The organism is Segatella bryantii (assembly GCF_022024215.1).
GTDB lineage: Bacteria > Bacteroidota > Bacteroidia > Bacteroidales > Bacteroidaceae > Prevotella > Prevotella bryantii.
Map to the genome: position 1 here is coordinate 714,392 of NZ_CP091797.1, position 20,216 is coordinate 734,607.

10 protein-coding genes are annotated in these 20,216 nt (G+C 42.2%); 3 read left to right on the forward strand and 7 right to left on the reverse strand.

The window, feature by feature from the left end:
- Nucleotides 1-135: 135 nt before the first annotated feature.
- From L6471_RS02815 to L6471_RS02825, 3 genes are all read left to right on the forward strand, one after another.
- Nucleotides 136-1,350, forward strand: coding sequence for a heparan-alpha-glucosaminide N-acetyltransferase domain-containing protein (locus L6471_RS02815; RefSeq protein WP_237796784.1), 1,215 nt, complete (start codon nt 136-138; stop codon nt 1,348-1,350).
- A 298-nt stretch (nt 1,351-1,648) separates the two neighbouring features.
- Nucleotides 1,649-4,999: a pectinesterase family protein gene (locus L6471_RS02820; protein WP_237796785.1), complete on the forward strand. Its 3,351-nt coding sequence runs from the start codon at nt 1,649-1,651 to the stop codon at nt 4,997-4,999.
- 162 nt (nt 5,000-5,161) lie between these two features.
- Nucleotides 5,162-6,229, forward strand: coding sequence for a DUF4957 domain-containing protein (locus L6471_RS02825; protein ID WP_237796786.1), 1,068 nt, complete (start codon nt 5,162-5,164; stop codon nt 6,227-6,229).
- A 164-nt stretch (nt 6,230-6,393) separates the two neighbouring features.
- Here the strand turns inward: L6471_RS02825 and L6471_RS02830 are convergent, their stop codons facing one another.
- Genes L6471_RS02830 through L6471_RS02860 form a run of 7 tightly spaced genes read right to left on the reverse strand, consistent with a single transcriptional unit; the run spans nt 6,394 to nt 20,197 of the window.
- Nucleotides 6,394-8,556: a fimbrillin family protein gene (locus tag L6471_RS02830; RefSeq protein ID WP_237796787.1), complete on the reverse strand. Its 2,163-nt coding sequence runs from the start codon at nt 8,554-8,556 to the stop codon at nt 6,394-6,396.
- Between the two features lie 3 nt (nt 8,557-8,559).
- Entirely contained in the window at nt 8,560-9,654 is a 1,095-nt protein-coding gene (locus L6471_RS02835; RefSeq protein WP_237796788.1) for a fimbrillin family protein, read from the reverse strand.
- Nucleotides 9,655-9,658: 4 nt separating this feature from the next.
- Nucleotides 9,659-12,241: a hypothetical protein gene (locus tag L6471_RS02840; RefSeq protein WP_237796789.1), complete on the reverse strand. Its 2,583-nt coding sequence runs from the start codon at nt 12,239-12,241 to the stop codon at nt 9,659-9,661.
- Nucleotides 12,242-12,244: 3 nt separating this feature from the next.
- Nucleotides 12,245-14,080 carry a hypothetical protein gene (locus L6471_RS02845; RefSeq protein WP_237796790.1) on the reverse strand — a complete coding sequence of 612 codons (1,836 nt, stop codon included), beginning with the start codon at nt 14,078-14,080 and terminating at the stop codon, nt 12,245-12,247.
- A 15-nt stretch (nt 14,081-14,095) separates the two neighbouring features.
- Entirely contained in the window at nt 14,096-16,957 is a 2,862-nt protein-coding gene (locus L6471_RS02850) for a fimbrillin family protein (RefSeq protein WP_237796791.1), read from the reverse strand.
- Nucleotides 16,958-16,994: 37 nt separating this feature from the next.
- Nucleotides 16,995-18,197 (reverse strand): fimbrillin family protein, encoded by a 1,203-nt coding sequence (locus tag L6471_RS02855; protein ID WP_237796792.1) that lies wholly within the window; start codon nt 18,195-18,197, stop codon nt 16,995-16,997.
- Nucleotides 18,198-18,235: 38 nt separating this feature from the next.
- Complete coding sequence (locus L6471_RS02860; RefSeq protein ID WP_094448416.1) at nt 18,236-20,197, reverse strand: fimbrillin family protein; 1,962 nt, start codon at nt 20,195-20,197, stop codon at nt 18,236-18,238.
- Nucleotides 20,198-20,216: the final 19 nt, after the last annotated feature.

A 20,216-nucleotide genomic window follows, 5' to 3' on the forward strand; every position in this document is an offset into this window, starting at 1 on the left:
GTATTAGCCCATACAGACTAATACTTTTTTTTTTGCCTTACTCGATAATTTTAATCATAAAATATCGATAATGCCAAAATATTTTATACATTTGCATGAAGAACATCATACGCATCTATTTATTATATCATTTACATGAAAACATTTTTTGCTCAACAAGAAGTTAATACTGGCCGACAGATAGAACTCGATCTACTTAAATCGTTCACTATCATCTGTTGTCTCATCGGTGCACATATTTGCGATGAGTTTATCTTCGATTTTGATAATAGCCTTGTTTGGACACAATCTTATGTGTTCGGACGTGTTTTAGGTGCACCTATTTTTATGTTTAGTATGGGGTTTACCATGATGTACACCACACATCATACAGCTGGAGATATGTTTTGGCGTGCCATCAAACTGTTAACGTTTGGCCAAACGCTTAATATTTTCAGATATGCCATACCCTATTATTGGGGGGCTCAACTTGACCCTGCTTACTATAATCCTCAACAGGTACTTAATTTTTCGAGCGACATCTTACAGTTAGCCGGACTGGCTTTCATCGTAATGGCGATAACCCGTGCACTGAAGTTATCCACAGCTTTAACCCTCCTTATTGCCATCGGTATGTCATTGCTGGGTACTTTCCTTACAGGAGTAGAGACGAATAACTATATGGTTAATCAGGCTTTAGGGTTGCTGTGGCCTACACACACCGAAAGTTATTACCCGCTATTCAACTGGTTTATCTTTATAGCAGGTGGCCAATGGATGGGATCAATATATCGGCATATCAACAATAAGAAAGCATTTTTCAGCATTGCCATCCCTATAGGAATACTTACGATAAGTGCCTATTTTTATCTGCAGCTTTACACGTCGCAGACCTATTTGGGTGCACTAGGAGATAATCTGAGCAGATACTGCTGGCTTCATTTAGGTGAAGCACTTTTCATCATGAGCTTTATACCGATGCTGATAGGTATCAGTTATTTGATAACTACCTATATACAGCATCATCTTTCAGAAGAGGTCATCACGCATTTACAATTTCCATCATGCCATATTAATAAGTACTATAGTGTATCATGGGGTGTTATCACTATTGGAAGCACCATGTTTAATCTGCATAATACGAGCGATTATATGGTGACATGGATGATCTGCACCCTTATCACTTCTATGATTGTTATGGTATACGTACGCCACTTTGAAGAATGGGTAGACGATTTTGTGAGCAGATACGACTGGATATTCATCATAACGGTATTTGCGATAACACTCTATATGGCTTATTATGCATATGCCACTTGTGAGGTAATGCCAAACTTCCTCAATAATTATCTGGACAATATCAAACTATAAATTCGATAAATATTATAATTTCTCGCCAAGAACACTAAGATGCCAAGAAAACCTTAAATACTTGGTAACAAAACGTTCTTGACGAGAAATTATTCATTTTACTCCCATTAACGTAAACGTTTACGACATCTTTTAACATAACATTTTTTGCTTTTTCCAAAAATGTTAAGTACTTTTGGCACATAAAAAATATGTAAAATAACATATAAAGCAAACAAGACCTAAACAAGGCAAATAAAAAAACCTCAGTAAGTAAATAAACCAAATCAATAATAATTTAACCTACAATTAACTTTTTATGAAACATTTTACGCGAATCAACACCTTGGTGTTATTTTTGCTGTGCCTGTTTGTTAACACGGTACACGCCTCAACTATCACGGCGCTCTGGGATTTTCAGAACATGAATCCATCCTCGCTCTCCGGGATTAAAATCGAGGGCACAGAGACCCACGTGGCTTCTTCTAATTCATCGATTAACATGTTTGTTATCGCCAAAAGCGGTAAGTTTGCAGTCCGCACGAGTGATGTACAGATGAATGCCAACACGTATCTGCGCATACCTGTACAGAGCACCAAAGATGTCATCACTATCGTAAGTTACCCAGGTTATCACAACTATACTATTAATGGTACAGCAGCTACTGCTAACACAACTACCCATACTGCGACTGCCAGCGAAGTAACACAGGGATATGTGCAGGTACAAGCTACTTCTACCACCTATTTGTATAGTATCAAACTGGTACAGACGGTATCTAATACCACCACAGCAACATGGGATTTCCAAAATGTAAACCCTTCGGCACTAAGTGGACTAACCATCGAAGGAACAAGCGGACATATACCATCTACTTTGAGCGATGTGAATATCTACTGCATAGGTGCCTACGGAAAGTTTGCCCAGCGCACAAGCGATGCTCAGGTTAATGCCAAGACAACCCTTCGTATTCCAGTTACCAGCACCAGCGATGTCGTTACCGTTACAAGCTACCCAGGCTATCACAACTATGCACTTGGCGGAACAGCAGTAAGCAGCGATAAAGTTACTCACACTGCTACCGCTACAGAAGTATCTCAAGGCTATGTCGTACTCTATACTTCAGCTACCAGCTATCTATATAGCATTCAGGTAGCCATGCAGAACTATACCGGTTCGGGTACAGCAACATCATCCACTTCATCAAACAGCTCTAACAACAGTTCAAGCACAGGATCAACTGACAACACGACAACAGCCAGTGGCAACTTCACCGCAGTAAGTCAAGAATATTATGTAGTAACAGCAGGTAGCGCAAGCAGTTTCCTGTCAGCACTGAGCAAGGCTAACAGCAGCACCTCATCATCACGTAAGTATATCTTCCTGCCTAATGGCACCTACGATCTCGGTACCACCTGCCTTACCGCTATCACCGGTAGCAACATCTCTATTATCGGCCAGAGTATGGAAGGTACCATTATCAAGAATACACCCGCAGTAGCCAATGAGGGTATCAGCACCACTGCCACCATTCTCAATAAAGGTAACAACAACTATTTCCAAGATCTTACCCTCAAGAATGCACTCGATTACTATAATGCCGGCAGTGCCGGTAGAGCTGTAGCCTTACAAGATAAAGGTACAGGTACCATCTGTAAGAATGTATGTCTCGATTCTTATCAAGATACCTATTATTCTAACAACACCAACGGACAGTATTATTTCGAAGGCAGTACCATTTACGGTACAGTAGACTTTATCTGCGGTAGCGGTGATGCCTTCTTCAATAATTGTACCCTTGGCGTTCGCAAACGTACCTCTAATGGTTCCGGTAGTTGTGTTATCGCAGCTCCTTACACTTCTACCTCATGGGGATACGTATTCAATAATTGTACCATCAGCAATGCTGCTGCCAGCTATAGTCTGGGGCGTGCCTGGGGAGGCAGTCCTAAACTCGCCTATATCAACACAGTATTGACAGACCCTACCAATATTCTCTCTACCCGATTCACAACAGCAGGTATGAATGTGGTAGCTAATAAGTTTGTAGAATACAACTCCAAGAATACCAGCGGTACCACCGTTTCTCCTTCTTCTAATATCGTCAGCTTTACCTATGGGTCTACCACCAACAAGATGGAAACGATACTCTCTGATAGCAAAGCAGCAGGCTATGCCCTAAGCAAGGTATTTACCAATTGGACTCCTAATGAGGATGCAGCACAACTTACGGTGAGCAAAGTATCACAGAGTGGCAGCAAAATCAGCTGGAGTGCCGTCAGCGGTGCCAGTTCGTATGCCATCTTCAAGGATGACAAATATGTAGCTATCGTAGGCAGCGGCACGACCTCGTATACGATTTCAGCTACCGGTACTTATTCCGTACGCGCTTCTAATCCGATGGGAGGATTCGGTACAGCAGCCAGTGTCAAGGTTACCAGCATCAGCAGTAGTTCTACGAGCGGTTCATCTACCACTACCTCAGGTATGAGCAGCTATGATCAGAATGCACCTATAGGATGGGCCACTTATGGCGGCAGCGTGACCGGTTCAAGCGATAAGAATACCGTAACCGTTACAACAGCAGACGAATTGGTTTCGGCTTTAGCAGGCACATCTGCAACAACAATCTATGTGAAAGGCACCCTTACCTTTACCGGCCAGCTTACTGTAAATGGTGCCAAGAACAAAACCGTATATGGTCTTCCAGGCAGTGCATTGAGTAACCCTACTCATACTTCTACTGTGAGCAAAACCGGTATTCTCTTCCTCAAAAACTGTTCTAACATCATACTTCGCAACCTTACATTCAAGGGGGCAGGTGCCTATGATGTCGATGGAAATGACAACCTTACCCTACAAAACTGTCAGTATATCTGGGTAGACCACTGTGATTTTCAGGATGGTGTAGACGGCAACTTCGATGCCAATAATGGAAGTAATAATATCGCTGTTACCTGGTGCCGTTTCCGTTATCTTATCACACCATGGGCCGGAGGTTCAGGCGGTTCAGACAAGCACTGCTTCTCTAATCTTTGGGGAGGTAGCGATAAGAATGCATCTAAAGACGAAGGTAAACTCAATACCACATTCGCTAACTGTTGGTGGGATGAAGGTTGTATCGAGCGCATGCCTCGCGTACGATTTGGCAAGATTCACATCGTCAACTGTCTTTACTCCAGCAGTGTAGCATCTTACTGTATCGGTGCAGCCTACAAGAGCAATATCTACGTGGAGAATACAGCCTTTACCAGCAGTAAGGCTCAGAAGAATCCATGGGCTAACAAAGCTACCTCTAGTGGTTATACCGACTATAACATTACGTTAACAGGATGTAGCGGTGCTACCAATACCCAGAGCCGTTCGGGCAGCAATAGCTACTTTAATCCTTCCAGCTATTATAGTTATAGTGCTTACGATGTCAGCAAGGTTGAATCACAGGTAAGTACCTATGCAGGTGCCACCCTGTCTATTTCAGTCAATGCCAAGAGCAATCTGCTGAACGCAACCATCACAGCAATCAACTCTGTAGAAGGCGATGCAAAAGCTACCGCTGTAGAATATTACAATGCCAACGGCATCAAGAGTAATAATCTTCAGCCTGGTCTTAACATTATTCGCACAACCTATAGCGATGGTACCATCACTATCAAGAAGGTTATGCAATAAAATGTTGTTTCGAAATATTTCGATTAAAAAATAAACTTTTTTAATCGAAATATTTGGAGAATGAAAAATAAAGATTATATTTGCAATATCTAATATCAATTGCTTATGAAGCTGTCTGATCTTCTGAGCTATACATTATTAAACTAACACATTTATAATATTATGGAAAAACGATTTTCAATAGCCAAAACATTAGTAGCTGCATTGTTGATTTCTGGATCAGCAAGTTTTGTTTCTTGTAGTAAGTCAGATAACCCAGTATCTCCTGGAACAGAAGAAACAACAGGTTCATATATTACTACAATTGATGATCTGGTAAAGGCTATTCAAGATGCTGGTGCTGAAGCTACCGTTATTAAGTTGGCTCCAGGTATCAACCTGACTCTTAATGAGACGATCGATCTTTCAGGCAAACAGATTACGATTTTGACACCAGCCAACAGTACTGCTGCTCATCTTGTATTAGGCGAGAATGGAGGTTTCATTGTCAACAACAATTTCAAGTTGAGTAATGTGACAATTGATGCAACAGCTTCCACTACCCCACTGATCAGTTTGAATACTGTAAACGAGCAAGTTACTACTATAGAAGCTATCGACTTCGAGAATGTATCCGTAACAGGACTCAAGAAAGCGCTCTTCTATTCAAGCGCTAAGGATTATCTCATTACCAACTTTAATATCGTCAACAGTCTCGTTGAGCAGGCAGGTGATGCTACTACCATTGATTTTACCAAGGGTAGTTGTGCTAAGACTTTGACTATTGAGAACTCTACGATTTGGGGTAATGTACCTACGACTAAGAGTATGTATTCTTCTCAAAGTGGTCAAAAGCTTACTGAAATAGAAGAAAACGGTACCCAAACGTTCAATATCAAGAATTCTACATTCTATAATCTCGCTAAATCGAAAAACTTCTTCTCTCATCGCCAATCTAACCAAAAATGGTTAGTATACAATGTAGAAAACAGCGTATTTGTCGACTGCGGTAAGAATGGCCAAGTTATTAAAGGTTTGAATGGTGGTGCTCAGGGTACTAACCCTACATGGAATATTTCTGGAAACTTATTCAACTTTGATGGTGTCAATACAGGAGAGAATGAAACAACAGGTGATCCAAATGAGCCGGTTAAGAACAGCGTAGAAGGCACAGCTACAATTACAAGCACAGCAGAAGGCTTAACCGTATCTATGCCATCTCAAGTAGGAGACCCAAGATGGCTTAAATAACAGATATAGCAAATATTTATATAAATAAATACAAATATAAATCCCATTTACTTCGATGTAAATGGGATTTATTGGTATGGATCAATAAGGGTAACTACGGTTACCTATTGAGATGCAAAAATCGAGATCATGCTCTATAAGAGCTATGATGAGCGCAGTTTCTATTAATAGGTATCTATCAAACTCGGATAATTAGCCGGACGGAATTCGAAATCCAAATCCGTGTAGCCTTTCTCACTCAGAGCAGTATTAAGCGTTGTAACAAAACCACTGCTTACCATCGTATTTCTCGGATAACCCGTTACCCCTTCTATTGAAGCCCCTGTGGTAAAGAGTGTACTATTGTAATAACAACCATAAATAAACTTGTCTGATGCTAAAGAGCTGACGGCAACAATACCACCAAGCACAGAGCCTCCCGTGACAGTACCCGTATGGTAACAACCTGTCAGACTACCCGTATTGCTTCCTACCAAACCACCCACATGAGTCGCAACTCCCTGAGTATTACCTACATGATAGCAAGCTACGATATCACCAGAATTCGTACCAACGGCTGCACCTTGAGCTGAACCCGTACCGGTAAGTGTGGCATCTCCAAGTATTCGACAACCAGCTATCATACCGGCATTCGTATTCGCCAAAACACCATCACCCGCTACGCTGATACTATGCAACTGCACTCGCGATACATTACCCGAAGCACCAATGGCGGTGAAGAGAGGATTACCATACAAACGATGAATATAACGATTAGCTCCCCAGAACGTACCCTGGAAAGTATGTTCTTCCGTTCCGATACCAGGCCATACGACAGCTGACTTACTGCTCTTACTACTTTCAACCTTCGTTGAATCAGAAGACGCTTGCATAATGATATCCGCATTAAGAACAATATATTTACCCTCAAAGGTAACACCATCCGTGTTGACCATCTTGGCCAAAGTAAGCAACTGATCGGGCGTATTAATGAGATATGGATGAGTTACCGAACCATCATTGCCAGCCTCATCAGCATACGAATTTCCACTAGAATGAAGCCAAGTAGCATCGAGCGAAGCATTTGCTTTAACATCCGCAGGCGTATAGACTTTGGTGAAATCTGCCGATGAAAGATAATTGGTAACCTTCACCAGTTCACCCTGGTCTGGGGTAGCAACAAACTGCCAATCCTGGAACGTTACGGTCGTTGTTAACTTCTCGTTCTTATGATTCATATTGATATCAATCGTAGTACATTTACCAGGATTGAAATACACCTGACTCGAATTGCTACCATACACCGAAGTCGTATAGGTATGGCTCTCTACTTCACCCGTCTTCGCATTTGGATAACTTACCGTGAAAGAGATCTGCACCGGTTGAACCGTCACGACACCCTCTTTAGCATAATAATTATAATACTCTTTAGTCTGAGGCACAACAAGACCATAGAAAGATTCACTTTTGGTACCCGTTTTAGCATCATCAGTACTAGAAGCCTGCCATAACTTAATCATACGCTTCGTATCTGAAGAATAGTCAGCCTCAGCAATCGTACTAATATCATCCTGAGAGGTAGAAGAAATAACACTATCACCAACCTGATTCCAGCGATAGAAAACAGGTTGATTCTTGATGATGACATCAGAAATGGTTACCTCATTATAATCAACAGAAGAAGAACCTGAAGAATAATCATCGACGTTGACATTGACACGAACACTACTCAAGGCATGTTTCATTTCGAGCGCAGCAGCAGTTTGGTTTTCTTCAGGTGATAAAGCTGCATTATGAAGCAACAAGAGATCCTGTGCCTGAACAGCAGTATTGCCGGCTGAATAATCTACCGTATCCGGCAAGACCAAATTTCCATTGATGTAGGAACCACCCAGAGCACCATAATAACACTTGGTTTCCGTATCACTTAAAATACCCGTTGCCCAGAAATAATCGGATGAAGGCAAGCTATAACCTGCTATCGTATGCATACTGACAGCATCCGTCCAATATAGTTTTTCTTTGGTTGCCATGCTCCAGGCTGTCCCTGAATAGACATATTCCTTATCAGTATAAGAGAATTGATCAATAGCATTACTGGTACGCTTAAAAGTGGTAAGCATGAGCTGATCATCGGCAACAAAACTATTGCGACCCAGTTCTACACCAATAACAGGCGTGGTGGCCGTGGCACGAGTAGAAGAAAGACTACTGCCCATGATACTCACTGTGATACCTTTCAACTCCTGAGGGTCACTATCACCAGTACCCAACAAATCACCGTCAGTGCTACAAGCCTGTAACATGACAGTTGTCAATAAAGCAATATATGATAATCTGATTTTCATCTTTTACTCGGTTATAGTCATCTCAATCTTATATAACTTACCCTGCTCAAAAACACAAGAAGCAGCCGAAGTTTTGCCCTCACCTCCCAGAGCAGCAACCGTATTCAACGTGAGCTTATAGCGCTTGCTGCCAGCACGAAGCCAAAGTACAGGCGAAGTAGCTAAGGTACATGGCGGCACAAGAATGCGATATGTATTAGTAGCGACCTGATAAGCGGTATATACCGCCTGCTGACTGATACTTGCATCTGTAAAAGCGACAACAGAAGCCTGAGAATCACCATTCACAGCAATACCTAATACTTTACCATTATCCTGCTGCGAACAAGTAGACTTCTGCTTATAATTATAGCTGGTAGCATTATCCTTACTACGATCTGCATAGTAATCGCCCACCACAATCTCTTGCTGATCGATATCAGGCATTCCCTCTAATGTCACAACCGGGGTAGTATTATCCAATACATGATTTGCATCAGCTACAGTGACCTGCACACAACTCAGTACATGCTGAAAATCGAGGTGAACACGATATGATCCCGTCTGCATAATCGTCTGCGCCCAAAGCAAATCAGACTTCTGATAATTAGCCAGCAGACTTTGATCGGCATAGAACACATAACTATACTGATTGATAAGACTGCCCGATGGAGCAAGAAACTCCACATTCTCAGACCAAGTAGAAGCAGTATAGACATAAGGAGTCTGCTGTGCCTCATACTGGTCAAAAATACTCCAAGGAGTAGATACGGTATACTTCCCTTCGACATCAACATCATCGATGGTCGTAAGATTAATCCATGAACTATCACTATCATCCCACTTCATAAGCCAGAATCCGTCACTACTATGCCCCCAGGTCGTCTCCCCGATCTCAGTAGTAGAAACAAACGGGCAAATAACCTTCAGTTTCATACGTTCACCCGCAAAGAAAGTTGTACTATCTACCGTGGCACGAGTTGTTTCCTCACCATCGAAAGCAGAAACAGAAGTGGTGAGAGTTAAGCCCTTTTCAGACGATACAGTCTGCAAATCCTCATTCTGCGAACAGGATACCAAGACAAGAGCTGACATAAGAATATATGCTAATTTCTTCATTGACTTAATTATTTTGGAGCAAGACATTATAAGAAGAAGCAGAATAAGTGGCACTGTTTGGCGCACCTGATGATAACTGCGGATAACGGTTGTCGTAAATAAGACTGGCACCGGCATTATACTGCATATTACAAGGATAAGACTGTCCGATAACCGATGTATTATACTTATAAATAGCATAGTTCATCGCCTTCCATGGTGCCAAGCCGTACATTTCCTCTTTTTGTCGACTTGTGAGCGAATTATAATTAACATCACCACTAAGCAGATTATCAACCTTAGCCTTCAGCACATGAGAATGTGCACCACGGATATACTGTTGTGGCAAATAAGTTACAGAAGATGTACCTACAGCATTCACACCAGTAGAGCGCTGCGTATCATAATAATTACACATGAACCGCCCCCAAGTCAATGATGACAACGGAGCAAAGAAAGCAGTACTGCCCGAAGCATAACCGCCCAGAAGAGCACCCGTACCAGAAGTAAGTCCACTACCCGTCTCCATACAACCATACATATACAGATTACTAGCTGTACCCACCAAAGCACCAGAAGCAGTTCCCTCATGAACACACCCTACGACATACCCCAAACCTGTCACTGTATGTGCAATCGCATGAGTAGTAGGAGCATTCACAGATACACCTGCAATATACACCGCATGTTCCTTATCGGCTGTAGCAGTGTTGAGAAGTGAAGTAGTATGGTTGCTCTCTATCTTCAGATTAGAGATAGCAGCCCCCTTCACATAACCAAAGAGACAACCACCATTGACATAAACATTTTTGAGCGTATGCCCGGCACCATCAAAGACACCTTCGAAAGGATGATCCGCACTATTACCGATAGCAGGTATCTCCACATCCTGCAAATCGATATCGGCAGTAAGCGTAATCTTAAAATGAGGTTTGGTATTCAAATTCTTCTCATAGAACGAATACGGACCTGTGAGATAAGAGCGGTAAAACTTAGCCGCAGTAGTACTGCTGGCAGGTTGATAATGCCAATAGAACACATATCCTGGAGCATCGTTCTCGGTAACGGTTACAGCATTACCCTCTTCATCGGTTTCATCATCTTTCGTCCAAGTAGCATTCGGTTCCAAAATTTCTTCAGGTTCACCATTCAGGGTAAGTCCACTGGTATAGGTAGCAGCCGTACCATTAACGAGATGAATAAACTCGAGGAATTCTTCAGCACTACCTATTTTAAATTCAGGCAAATAACTGCTTGTCACACCATTCTTAAGATTCGTATAAGCATAAAAAAGAGCCCGTTTCCACCAATCATACTTCGCTGTCGCAATACTACCATCAGCAGAAGCCGTTTCAGCGGCAACCGCATCCTGCTCGGTCCATGAAAGACTTTCATTAACCGACATGGTAAACTTGCCATACTTATAACCAACCGTAAAAAGATAACTATACCCTGGCATCAAATCGATACCATCAGCAAAAACCTTGGTACCATTGTTTTCCACTTCACCGATAGTAAGAATATGATAAGAACCCTCCGTATTCGTCGTAGCCGCCTGGTCACCATTATTCACATCTTTCAGTCTGACACGGAAACGAGTATAAGCCGGAAGGTGGATATAACTACCCTGATCGGTACCGTTATCCATAAGATACGGAATAGAGATCATATAGCGTCGACCATCAACAGCCATAAATTGTGGATGCTCCACCAAATTAACTATCTCATCAGCAGACAACAAGCCAAAAGGCACAAGACCGTCTTCTGCAGCAGAAGATATAACAGAAGAAGACTCGATGGTAGAGAAATCAGAAGTATTGGTATAATGATTTTGCGTAAGACTATAGAGCGTACCATTAGTCATATTGACACCTGCCGGCATACACATCGTGTGATAAGCATCTTCGACAGCTTTCGCCTTTTCTACAGCCGTAAGCCCCCCTTCCTCGGTATCATCAACATAATCAGAAGCCTTCGTACAGAGTTCGATACCAGCAAGTTCGTTACCCGACTTTGGTGCAAAACCGATACGACAAGCCAAATGGAGTAATTTCATCGGGATCGTCTCAGTAGGTCCAGATACCGTAATCCAATCCGACAAGGTATAGTCAGGATAAAAAGAAGCCTTATTAGTCTTCGAGTTATTCAGGACATTAGCCAGATTACTACGTCCCCAAGCACGGAAGCGAACCGTTGAGCCATTTTCCCATACCAATGAGTCGGCAGCCGTTTGAACAAAAGACCTCTTGTCAGCATACGTACCCGTAGCCCCCGTCAACACTTTCCAACTCGTACCCAGATTAACCGTACTGGCATATTCACCCTGAAGCGAATAAACACGAGAAATCTCGGTATCAGAACTAAACTGAGTAGTACTACCACTGACAGCCTCCTGACGGAAAATAGTGAGATGATCACCCTCATTAAACGAACCATCATGATAATATGTGGCACGCGTAACAAAGGCATCAGAGATAGAGGCATCGAAATTAACAGCCTTGCCCAAAAGACTATTCTGCTCACTTCCTCCCAAATCGCTCTCGCTACAACTCACCATCAGGAATGTAGCCAATAGCAAAAATATCGTTGATCTTTTCATCTTCATCATACTTTAATAAGTAGGCAACGTTGTAGGGGTATGATTAATCACATCACCCGATGCGTCGCTACAGTTATTCACATTACCCGTTACGATAGCATTACTTTTATACAGACGACCACCGCTAATGGCAGTGTTGAGAACTTCGGCACGCCACCCTTTGGTTGGCACCCAAATATAGGTAGTACCGCCATTATATGTTTCTTTGTGAACATTAGCCACCCACTCCTGAGTTTCATCGCTCTCTTGCACAGTAGTATATTCACCATTAATACCATCAAAGATATAAGTTCTACCTGTATTCTCAGAATCTGTCAACGTAATCGTATGTCCCTGAGCATCCAAATGCCCCGTAAAAACGAAATCAGCAGGGAGTTCACTAACATCGATGGTGATATCACTATTTAAGATAAAGTAATCACCGTGATGTTCTCTCTCTTTTGTCGCTTTCAAGAAATAACTTACCCAGTCAGTATCACTCAGATACTGCTTATCGTAAGTTTGAGCATCGGCAACCGTGGTAACACTGTTAGACGTATTCGTATAAGCACGCTGCCAACTGCTACCCGCCTGCGAAAGCGTAAATTCGGCAGTATTATCAAGACCATAATAAGCCTGTGAACCCACAGTCTCTTCCCATTTAAGCTGACCAGTCGCCTGATAATCAACAGCCTCTTTACCGATACGCAAGTAGATTACAGTTTCCTTATTCATATCAAGATCAATGTTCACCGTCTTAGTATATTTCAAGCCATTCTCCAACTCAAGTTCAAACTCTACACTATTCGTTAAAGCAGCAACAGAAGCCGTATCCTCGCGCTCATCATACATCACACTATCCTTAGCCGTGTAAGTAGGGCGAACCAGAATATCGTAAACAGGAACCTTACCCCCTAAATCAAAGACCTCATATTGAGACTCTTGTTTATCCACAGAAGCCTTCGCTTTATTCCAAGCCTCGGCATCACTCGGGAAAATATACGTTTTGTTCTCGCTATCATAATAATAGACAAAACGCTCATCATCGAGATTCGTCTGGCCAGCATGATCATAGCTCGCAAACTCACCCACATAATGTGGAATGACACTCTTTACTGAAGTCCATCGAGGAAAATATACGTTTACCCCATGAGACAGATTCGTAGAAAGCGAGTCAAGATAATTGAGCACCTTAACCCCCTTAAAACGGATACCCGTATTCGTAGGATCATCAGCATCAGTCGTTTCGCCCGATGAAGAGACCTTATAATTCTTCAGTGTCGTATTCATCGAAGGATCGATAAGAATATAAGCGATAACACGCGCCATGCGATGTGAATAAGGTATCGTAATCTTACCCACTGTAGCACTCACTTGAAAAGAAGGTGAAATGGCTAAAGCTTCGCTCAGAGCTGTATAGTTATCACCACTCTGATCAGCCGCATCAAAGGTAGTACCCTCTCCAGTTGCACCGATAATAGCTGTAGGCCAAGCAGTACTCTGAAAATAGTGCTTACCATTATAGAGCCATTTCGCAGGCGTTTCAGTTTTCCAATCAGTGATGGTATAATCATCTCCCGTCAATTGGAGATTAGCAAACTGAAATGCAGTAGGAGTAAGTTCCTGACTATAGCGAATAGGAAGTCCGCGTTCAAGATATGCCTTCAAATAATCCACATCGACCGCTGCCGTAGCACGCGTAGTAGCCGTAACCTCATCAGCATCGGTAGTCAATTGGACAGAACCTACCTGAATATCAGACGCATCAAAGGCAGTATCTGACGTTCCTGCATCATCAGCAAGATGGTCTGAGCACCCCATCAAGAGGAGTGCAACAAATACCAAAAGATAACTATATTTCTTATTCATATCCATAAAATCGAATTATTCAAAAGAAGGTGTAACAGCATTCTTCGTTCCAACAAGGGATGCGCCTCCAGTACCTACAGGATAAGACAAAGCAGGCCACCAGTTACCCCTACAATCAGCACTGATATAAGTATTACTACTATAAACACCTGTACCTAAGATAGAACCCTTATACGCATTAGTGGTAGTTGGAGTACTGAAATTGCTGGCACAATCTTGAATAAGAATTGTCCCTGTAGCAGAAGAACCCTTTGCACTTGGTCCACCAAGAATACCACCATAATAAGCCACACCGGTAGAAGCGCCTGTGGTAGAAGTAGATGTATAATCGGCAGAAGTATTGACGAAAAGCGTATTATCAGCACGAGAATAACTACAACTCATAATAGAAGCATCATAAGCAGACGCAACGATGCCTCCTGCAAAATGGTCAGCATCTTTGTCTACAGTAGACGCCAACCATACCTGTACAGGCACATTACTCTTGCAGTTTTGTATCGTAGCTCCATCGTAAGCCCACACCACAACTCCAGATGGGTTAGCCGACTGAACATAGTAATCTGAGGTAACGTTAACATTACTCAGCACAGCATTGCTACCAGCTACTGCAAAAGCCACCGGAGCATAACCATCAAGACCATCCTGAATACCAGAAGTGGTATGAGGAGTTGCAATCAAGTTAGCAGACAACTTCACCTGAAGATTGCTTATCGCATTGCTGATAGTATTAAAGATCATACCATCGGTCGTAATCGTCTTATGATTACCTTCAAGCAGATAGTTGGCACTATAATCATTATACTTGGTATGTATTGAATCCGCAGTAGACTCATAACCATTCGTGCTATTATAATGATTCCAGTCCTTCAATTCGAAACTGTCAGCCAATCGATATTTATTATTCGCAGCATTATAAAATGAAGTAAACGATTCTCTCAACTCAGCCTGACGATCAATAACTGCAGTATAACGATCAGACTCAGCCACAGCATTATCGACATTCACGCTACTCAAATTATTATCTGCTATAGTAGGCCATGCGTTTCCCGTAAATTCTGTATTCTCAGTAGCAGCATGCTGCACGATATTCTTAAAGTTATCAGCATTCTGCAGTAAGGTAATACCATAATCATTGGTACAATTTGTAACTTTACCATCGGCAGAACCAACGATACCACCACCCTTGACACCCTTAGCTCCATCAATACGGGCATTTACCGTACAATTATCAATGATGGCACGGGTAGTAATACCATCTACAGTAGCACTGAGAGATGTACCAGCAATACCACCGACATAAGCCTCAGAAGCTTCACCATAAACCGGAAGATCGGATGTACAATTAGAAATCGTACCCTGATCATTCTTTTCTACAAGACCAGCAACTGTAGCTTGAGCAATCTTTGAGGTCTTATCCGCTACAACATCCAACTTATCAATAGTACCCGAATTAATACTTGCCACTGCAGAAGGTAAAGAATAACCAGCCTTCACAGAAACAGAAATAGTACCATTCACCAATTTACCCGTAGAAGCAATCGTATCGAGCATCTGATGCTTTGTCAAAATCGTTGCACCAGCAAGATTCAACGTACCGTTGAGTCGATATTTTGTCCCATCCCAATCTTCATCCTCATCTAAATCAATAGATTCAGCAGCAACGACACCAACTCCACCAGCAGTATTATACTCAGTAGTAGAAGTAAGGAATTCTATCAGAGTAGCCTTATCCACAATTTGAATTGTATTACCATTACCTCCAAACTCATCGGTATTCGCCTCGACAGCCGGTTCAGACTCCCAATCCTGCACATTGGCAGTGAATGCCACTTTACGCTGATCGCGCGAGAGTGTAGCGGTAATGATAAGATGCTTGCCAGCAGTAAGATTATAGGCACTACTATTTTCTGTATTAGCCTCATTGGCTGCCATAAAAGTAAACTTCTGGTTGGCTATGACAATACGAATGATAACCTTAGAAGAATGAGTCGCATAATCGTAAGGATTAACTACGGCAGTAAATGCTGTCGTCTTATCACCAGCATGTTCAAGCCCTTCTGGCCAAGTATATTCATAAGTATAAGGAGAAATTTCGACATCAGCTTCATCCTTACCTTCTGTATACGAGTAAATGGTAGCAGACAAAGCAGAAGGATACTGATTATACTGTAAATCTTCTACAGGAAAATCGTCTGCTGCCTTCAGAATAACGGTAATCTTGGCACGCTGATGCTTCATATATAAAGGTATACGCTTAGTAGCATCACTATTATCCGTAATATTATTATAGCTCTTGATGCCTGCTTTCCAATCTTTGGCAGTATGGTAATTAGCAGCATCTACCTGATCCATCTGGCTAGGATCTGAATAATACAAAGGCAAATAACCAAACCCCAAGAGTTTATCTTGCTGCAAATACCCTTCTGTATACTGCGACTGATCGGCTTCTATCACATCACTTCCCGCTTCAGCCTTAAAACCATAACGATTCTGTGTATCTGGCCAATATAAAGATGAACCACTCAAGATACCATTGGCATTATTCGTAGATGTATAGGTACCCGTAGCCACAATCGATGTATCTACTTCACCCTCAGAAACACCGGTGAGTTTCTGAAGCATAGACACCGACAGTTTATAACCACTCTCAATAATCTTATAGTTGGAATTCATCTCAGCCGTTAATTCGTCCTGAGAAGTAGCACGGGTTACCGGAGTCTGCACATAGGTAGTAAACTGTACAGCATCGCCTGCCAGAATATCATCTGTACCTTCGGCAGTGATATCTTCACCACAACCTGTCAGCAGGAACATCGCCAGAAGGCTGATAAGCCATGAACCAATAAGTTTCGTATGTTGCATCATTTGTATGCTCATGATAATGTATACTTACTATAATAATTTATACTGTGCGTTAATCCTCTGTATCGTCTGAAATAGTAGCTTCAGACGAATACGTTTTATCTAAAGTCCAGTCGGTAATGGTTGGTTTGAGCGATACCAGCGAACTACGAATGAGGTAGATATTATAGGTATACTTCTTACCACTTGCCAACGTGTTTTTACCCGTATCCAGGGTATAAGTAGTAACGTGCTCAATGGCATCATCATCTGTACTTTCCTTCCAAGTAATACGTATCTTACGAAGGGAGCCAAAAGCTATCGCCTGATAAGACTTGACAGCTCCCGATGCAGGAGTACTCATCGAAAACATCTCGAATGTGGTTACTGGCGTATCATCTTCATTCGGGATTATCGTATTGCTCACAGTGGCATTCACAGTACCATCTTCATTGATTCGATTATACACATATCCCTCAGTAGAAACATCTATCAGTTCTACTTTCGTAATCAGTTCAGATGTAAGACTAACAGACTGGTCGGCAGAACGGTCATTAAAAACATTAACCTGTACTTGAGCAAACTGATGCTTAAAGGTCAACGCAACTGTATTGCTGATATAATTAGCAGGCACCTGAGCGGTAAGGGCAACAATAGGATCAGGCTGTTCGGCCATACTCGTCTTATCCCCTCTCGTCAAATCGTAAACATTTATCGAACTATCATTCGCTAATGTGTTACCATTGACCATCAGGGTCTTATCATCCTTATTATCGCCATCAGGATACATCTTCAGGGCACCCTGAGCACCCGAATTATAGGTATTAGTCGTGAGCTGATTATAGTCAGCAAGAGCCAGAAAGACATGACTCAAACGGTTTTGCCAATAAAACTTTCCAGCACTCGTATCGTCACCATCCTCGTTGGTAGTAACATTCTCTGTCGTATAATCCTTATTCCAATAAACAGGCGTACCACTGGCATTTATCTTTAGCCAAGCTGTAGAACTTGCAGCCATATCATAGGCACTATCATTGGTATCCCCATTCTTAGAGTGATAATACATGCTACATACAAAACGACCATCGTTATCCATAGCAATCGTAGAGGTAGCACGACTTACAGCCTCATTAACAGTGAAAGATACCGTCTGCCCTACCACTTCATCTGTGGATGTCTCTGGAGTAGAGCCCCCGTCGAAATCAGAAGCAGAGCATGCTGTCAACAGCAATGATAACCCTATATATAAAGACCGACATCTCATCATTTTATCCATAATTCTATCTTCATTTACAAGTGTAGAGCGGGAACTGATTAATCCCACTCCAAGATCGCCTTACCACTACCTGTAACTTCCTCCCAATTTTTAACCAAACCGGCTACAGTAACAGCTTCCTTCTCAAGCGTAATAGTATACACATACGCTTTGCCTCTAACCCATTTATCAAGATCAGTAGAACCAGCTAAGGTGATCGCATCACTATTCAGATTGATTTTATAGACTGTACCATCGCCCAGTGTTATCGTCAAAACCATAGCTGAAGTAGACTGTGGAACAACGATATAATCGGTCAAGGCTGCTGCCGTGTTATAGCTTTCTTCAGTCTTGACAGCATCTGCAGCAATACCCTCGGTAGTTGTAATGGCAGCCTTTGTGCCACTTGGTGTAATACTACCATCATGGATATCAACTGTACCTGAAGGATATACATTACTGATAGAGATCGTAGCACCCTCCAAGTTAACATGCTTCGTATTCGCATCGGCAGCACCAGATGCAGCCACAGGCGTTTTAAGGACAACACTGATTTTACTCATGATATGGCTGAACAACAAAGGTACATTACCCGTACGAGGACTCAAAGAAGCACCTTCATCGTAACCATCCGCAGCCTTTGTGGTAGCCCACATACGATCTTCACCCTGAGAAACCGTAGTTGGTTCTGAAATATTTCCAGAGAGAGCACCCTCTACACTTCTATTCGCTTGCGCGCGGAAGAAGAACTTATCTGTTCCGTTAGGCCAATAAAGAGGGGTTGCTAAAGACAAGCCAGTACCATCGTAAGAAACCAAAGAAGACTTTTCTCCATAGGTATAATCAGTTGCATCCTGTACCATCCACAAATCAAAAGTATCGCCAGAAGTTAAGCCTTCTGTGGCGTTCTGAGTGGTTACATCAGCTGAAAAATCAATAACACCATCACCAGTAGCCGTAACCGTTTGCCAATCTGCTAAAGAAGCTTCAGCAGTAATACCCTGTTTGGCGAGTGTTACCGTAAGGTGATAATTATAACCAGGCTGAGTGGCATAAGTTGTAGCACTTTCAGTTGTAACAGTAGCAAGACCGCTCCCCCAATTTGATTCACCTGTAGACAACATAGCCTGCGTAACATTCAGATGATAGTTATTGCCATCGGCATCAGTAATGGTAATAAAGGACTCATCTTTAGCCAAATCAGTACCAGGAACAGTCATCGCTACGAAAGTACTACGACCTGTAGTCATAGAACTTTTATACATCGTGATGTCTGCTTCTGTACTACCAGAAACCGTTGCAGAAGGAGCTGTAAAGGAACCAACCGTATTCATCTGATGCAATGTAACGGTAGTATTTGCAAAAGTAGTATTCGATGTAAAACCATCACCTGCAACCAATTCGATAGTAAATTCACTCATCGCATGAGTATAAGGAACAGACAATGTGCCGGTTCCACTTTCGGCAGAAGAAGCACCACGGTTATAAGCCACCTTAGGCTGAGTAGACGACCAAAGCAAATCAGCATGCTGAACAATCTCAGCAGAATTCTGAGTAGTAGGAGCAGTCCAACCCAACACGCCTGTACTATCTACAAGCGCCGTACTCGGTGTACCACCATTATAACCATATCCATAGTAACTACGTAAGCCATGACCAGACTTACGAAGATTCGTATCATCATCGCCGCCACCAAGGCTGAAATCATCCCAATAGAGATCTTCTGTAGAAGTAACGCTAGTCTTATCACTGCCAACAGTCAAAGTTACCATTCGTGGTGAACGGTCATCGATACTAACCAATTGATCATCAGCATCAACATGCTGAACAAAAGTATACAAGGTTTCACCTGTGTCAAAAGAATTAGCTGTGGCACGTGTAACCTGAGCAGAACTCAAAGAGGCATCGAAACTCAAAGCCAGACGATCTGAAGCGTTTTCGTTTGTTAAGTCGTCTGATGAACAACTTGCCAGAAGCATCAATGCAGATAACGAAACTATGGAATATTTTAATGTCTTCATTTATAATCTTGTATTGTTT

Bases quoted from the DNA above. Each gene is read 5' to 3' on its own strand.
- L6471_RS02815 (WP_237796784.1), top strand. From the start codon at position 136: ATGAAAACATTTTTTGCTCAACAAGAAGTTAATACTGGCCGACAGATA.
- L6471_RS02820 (WP_237796785.1), top strand. From the start codon at position 1,649: ATGAAACATTTTACGCGAATCAACACCTTGGTGTTATTTTTGCTGTGC.
- L6471_RS02825 (WP_237796786.1), top strand. From the start codon at position 5,162: ATGGAAAAACGATTTTCAATAGCCAAAACATTAGTAGCTGCATTGTTG.
- L6471_RS02830 (WP_237796787.1), bottom strand. From the start codon at position 8,556: ATGAAAATCAGATTATCATATATTGCTTTATTGACAACTGTCATGTTA.
- L6471_RS02835 (WP_237796788.1), bottom strand. From the start codon at position 9,654: ATGAAGAAATTAGCATATATTCTTATGTCAGCTCTTGTCTTGGTATCC.
- L6471_RS02840 (WP_237796789.1), bottom strand. From the start codon at position 12,241: ATGATGAAGATGAAAAGATCAACGATATTTTTGCTATTGGCTACATTC.
- L6471_RS02845 (WP_237796790.1), bottom strand. From the start codon at position 14,080: ATGAATAAGAAATATAGTTATCTTTTGGTATTTGTTGCACTCCTCTTG.
- L6471_RS02850 (WP_237796791.1), bottom strand. From the start codon at position 16,957: ATGAGCATACAAATGATGCAACATACGAAACTTATTGGTTCATGGCTT.
- L6471_RS02855 (WP_237796792.1), bottom strand. From the start codon at position 18,197: ATGGATAAAATGATGAGATGTCGGTCTTTATATATAGGGTTATCATTG.
- L6471_RS02860 (WP_094448416.1), bottom strand. From the start codon at position 20,197: ATGAAGACATTAAAATATTCCATAGTTTCGTTATCTGCATTGATGCTT.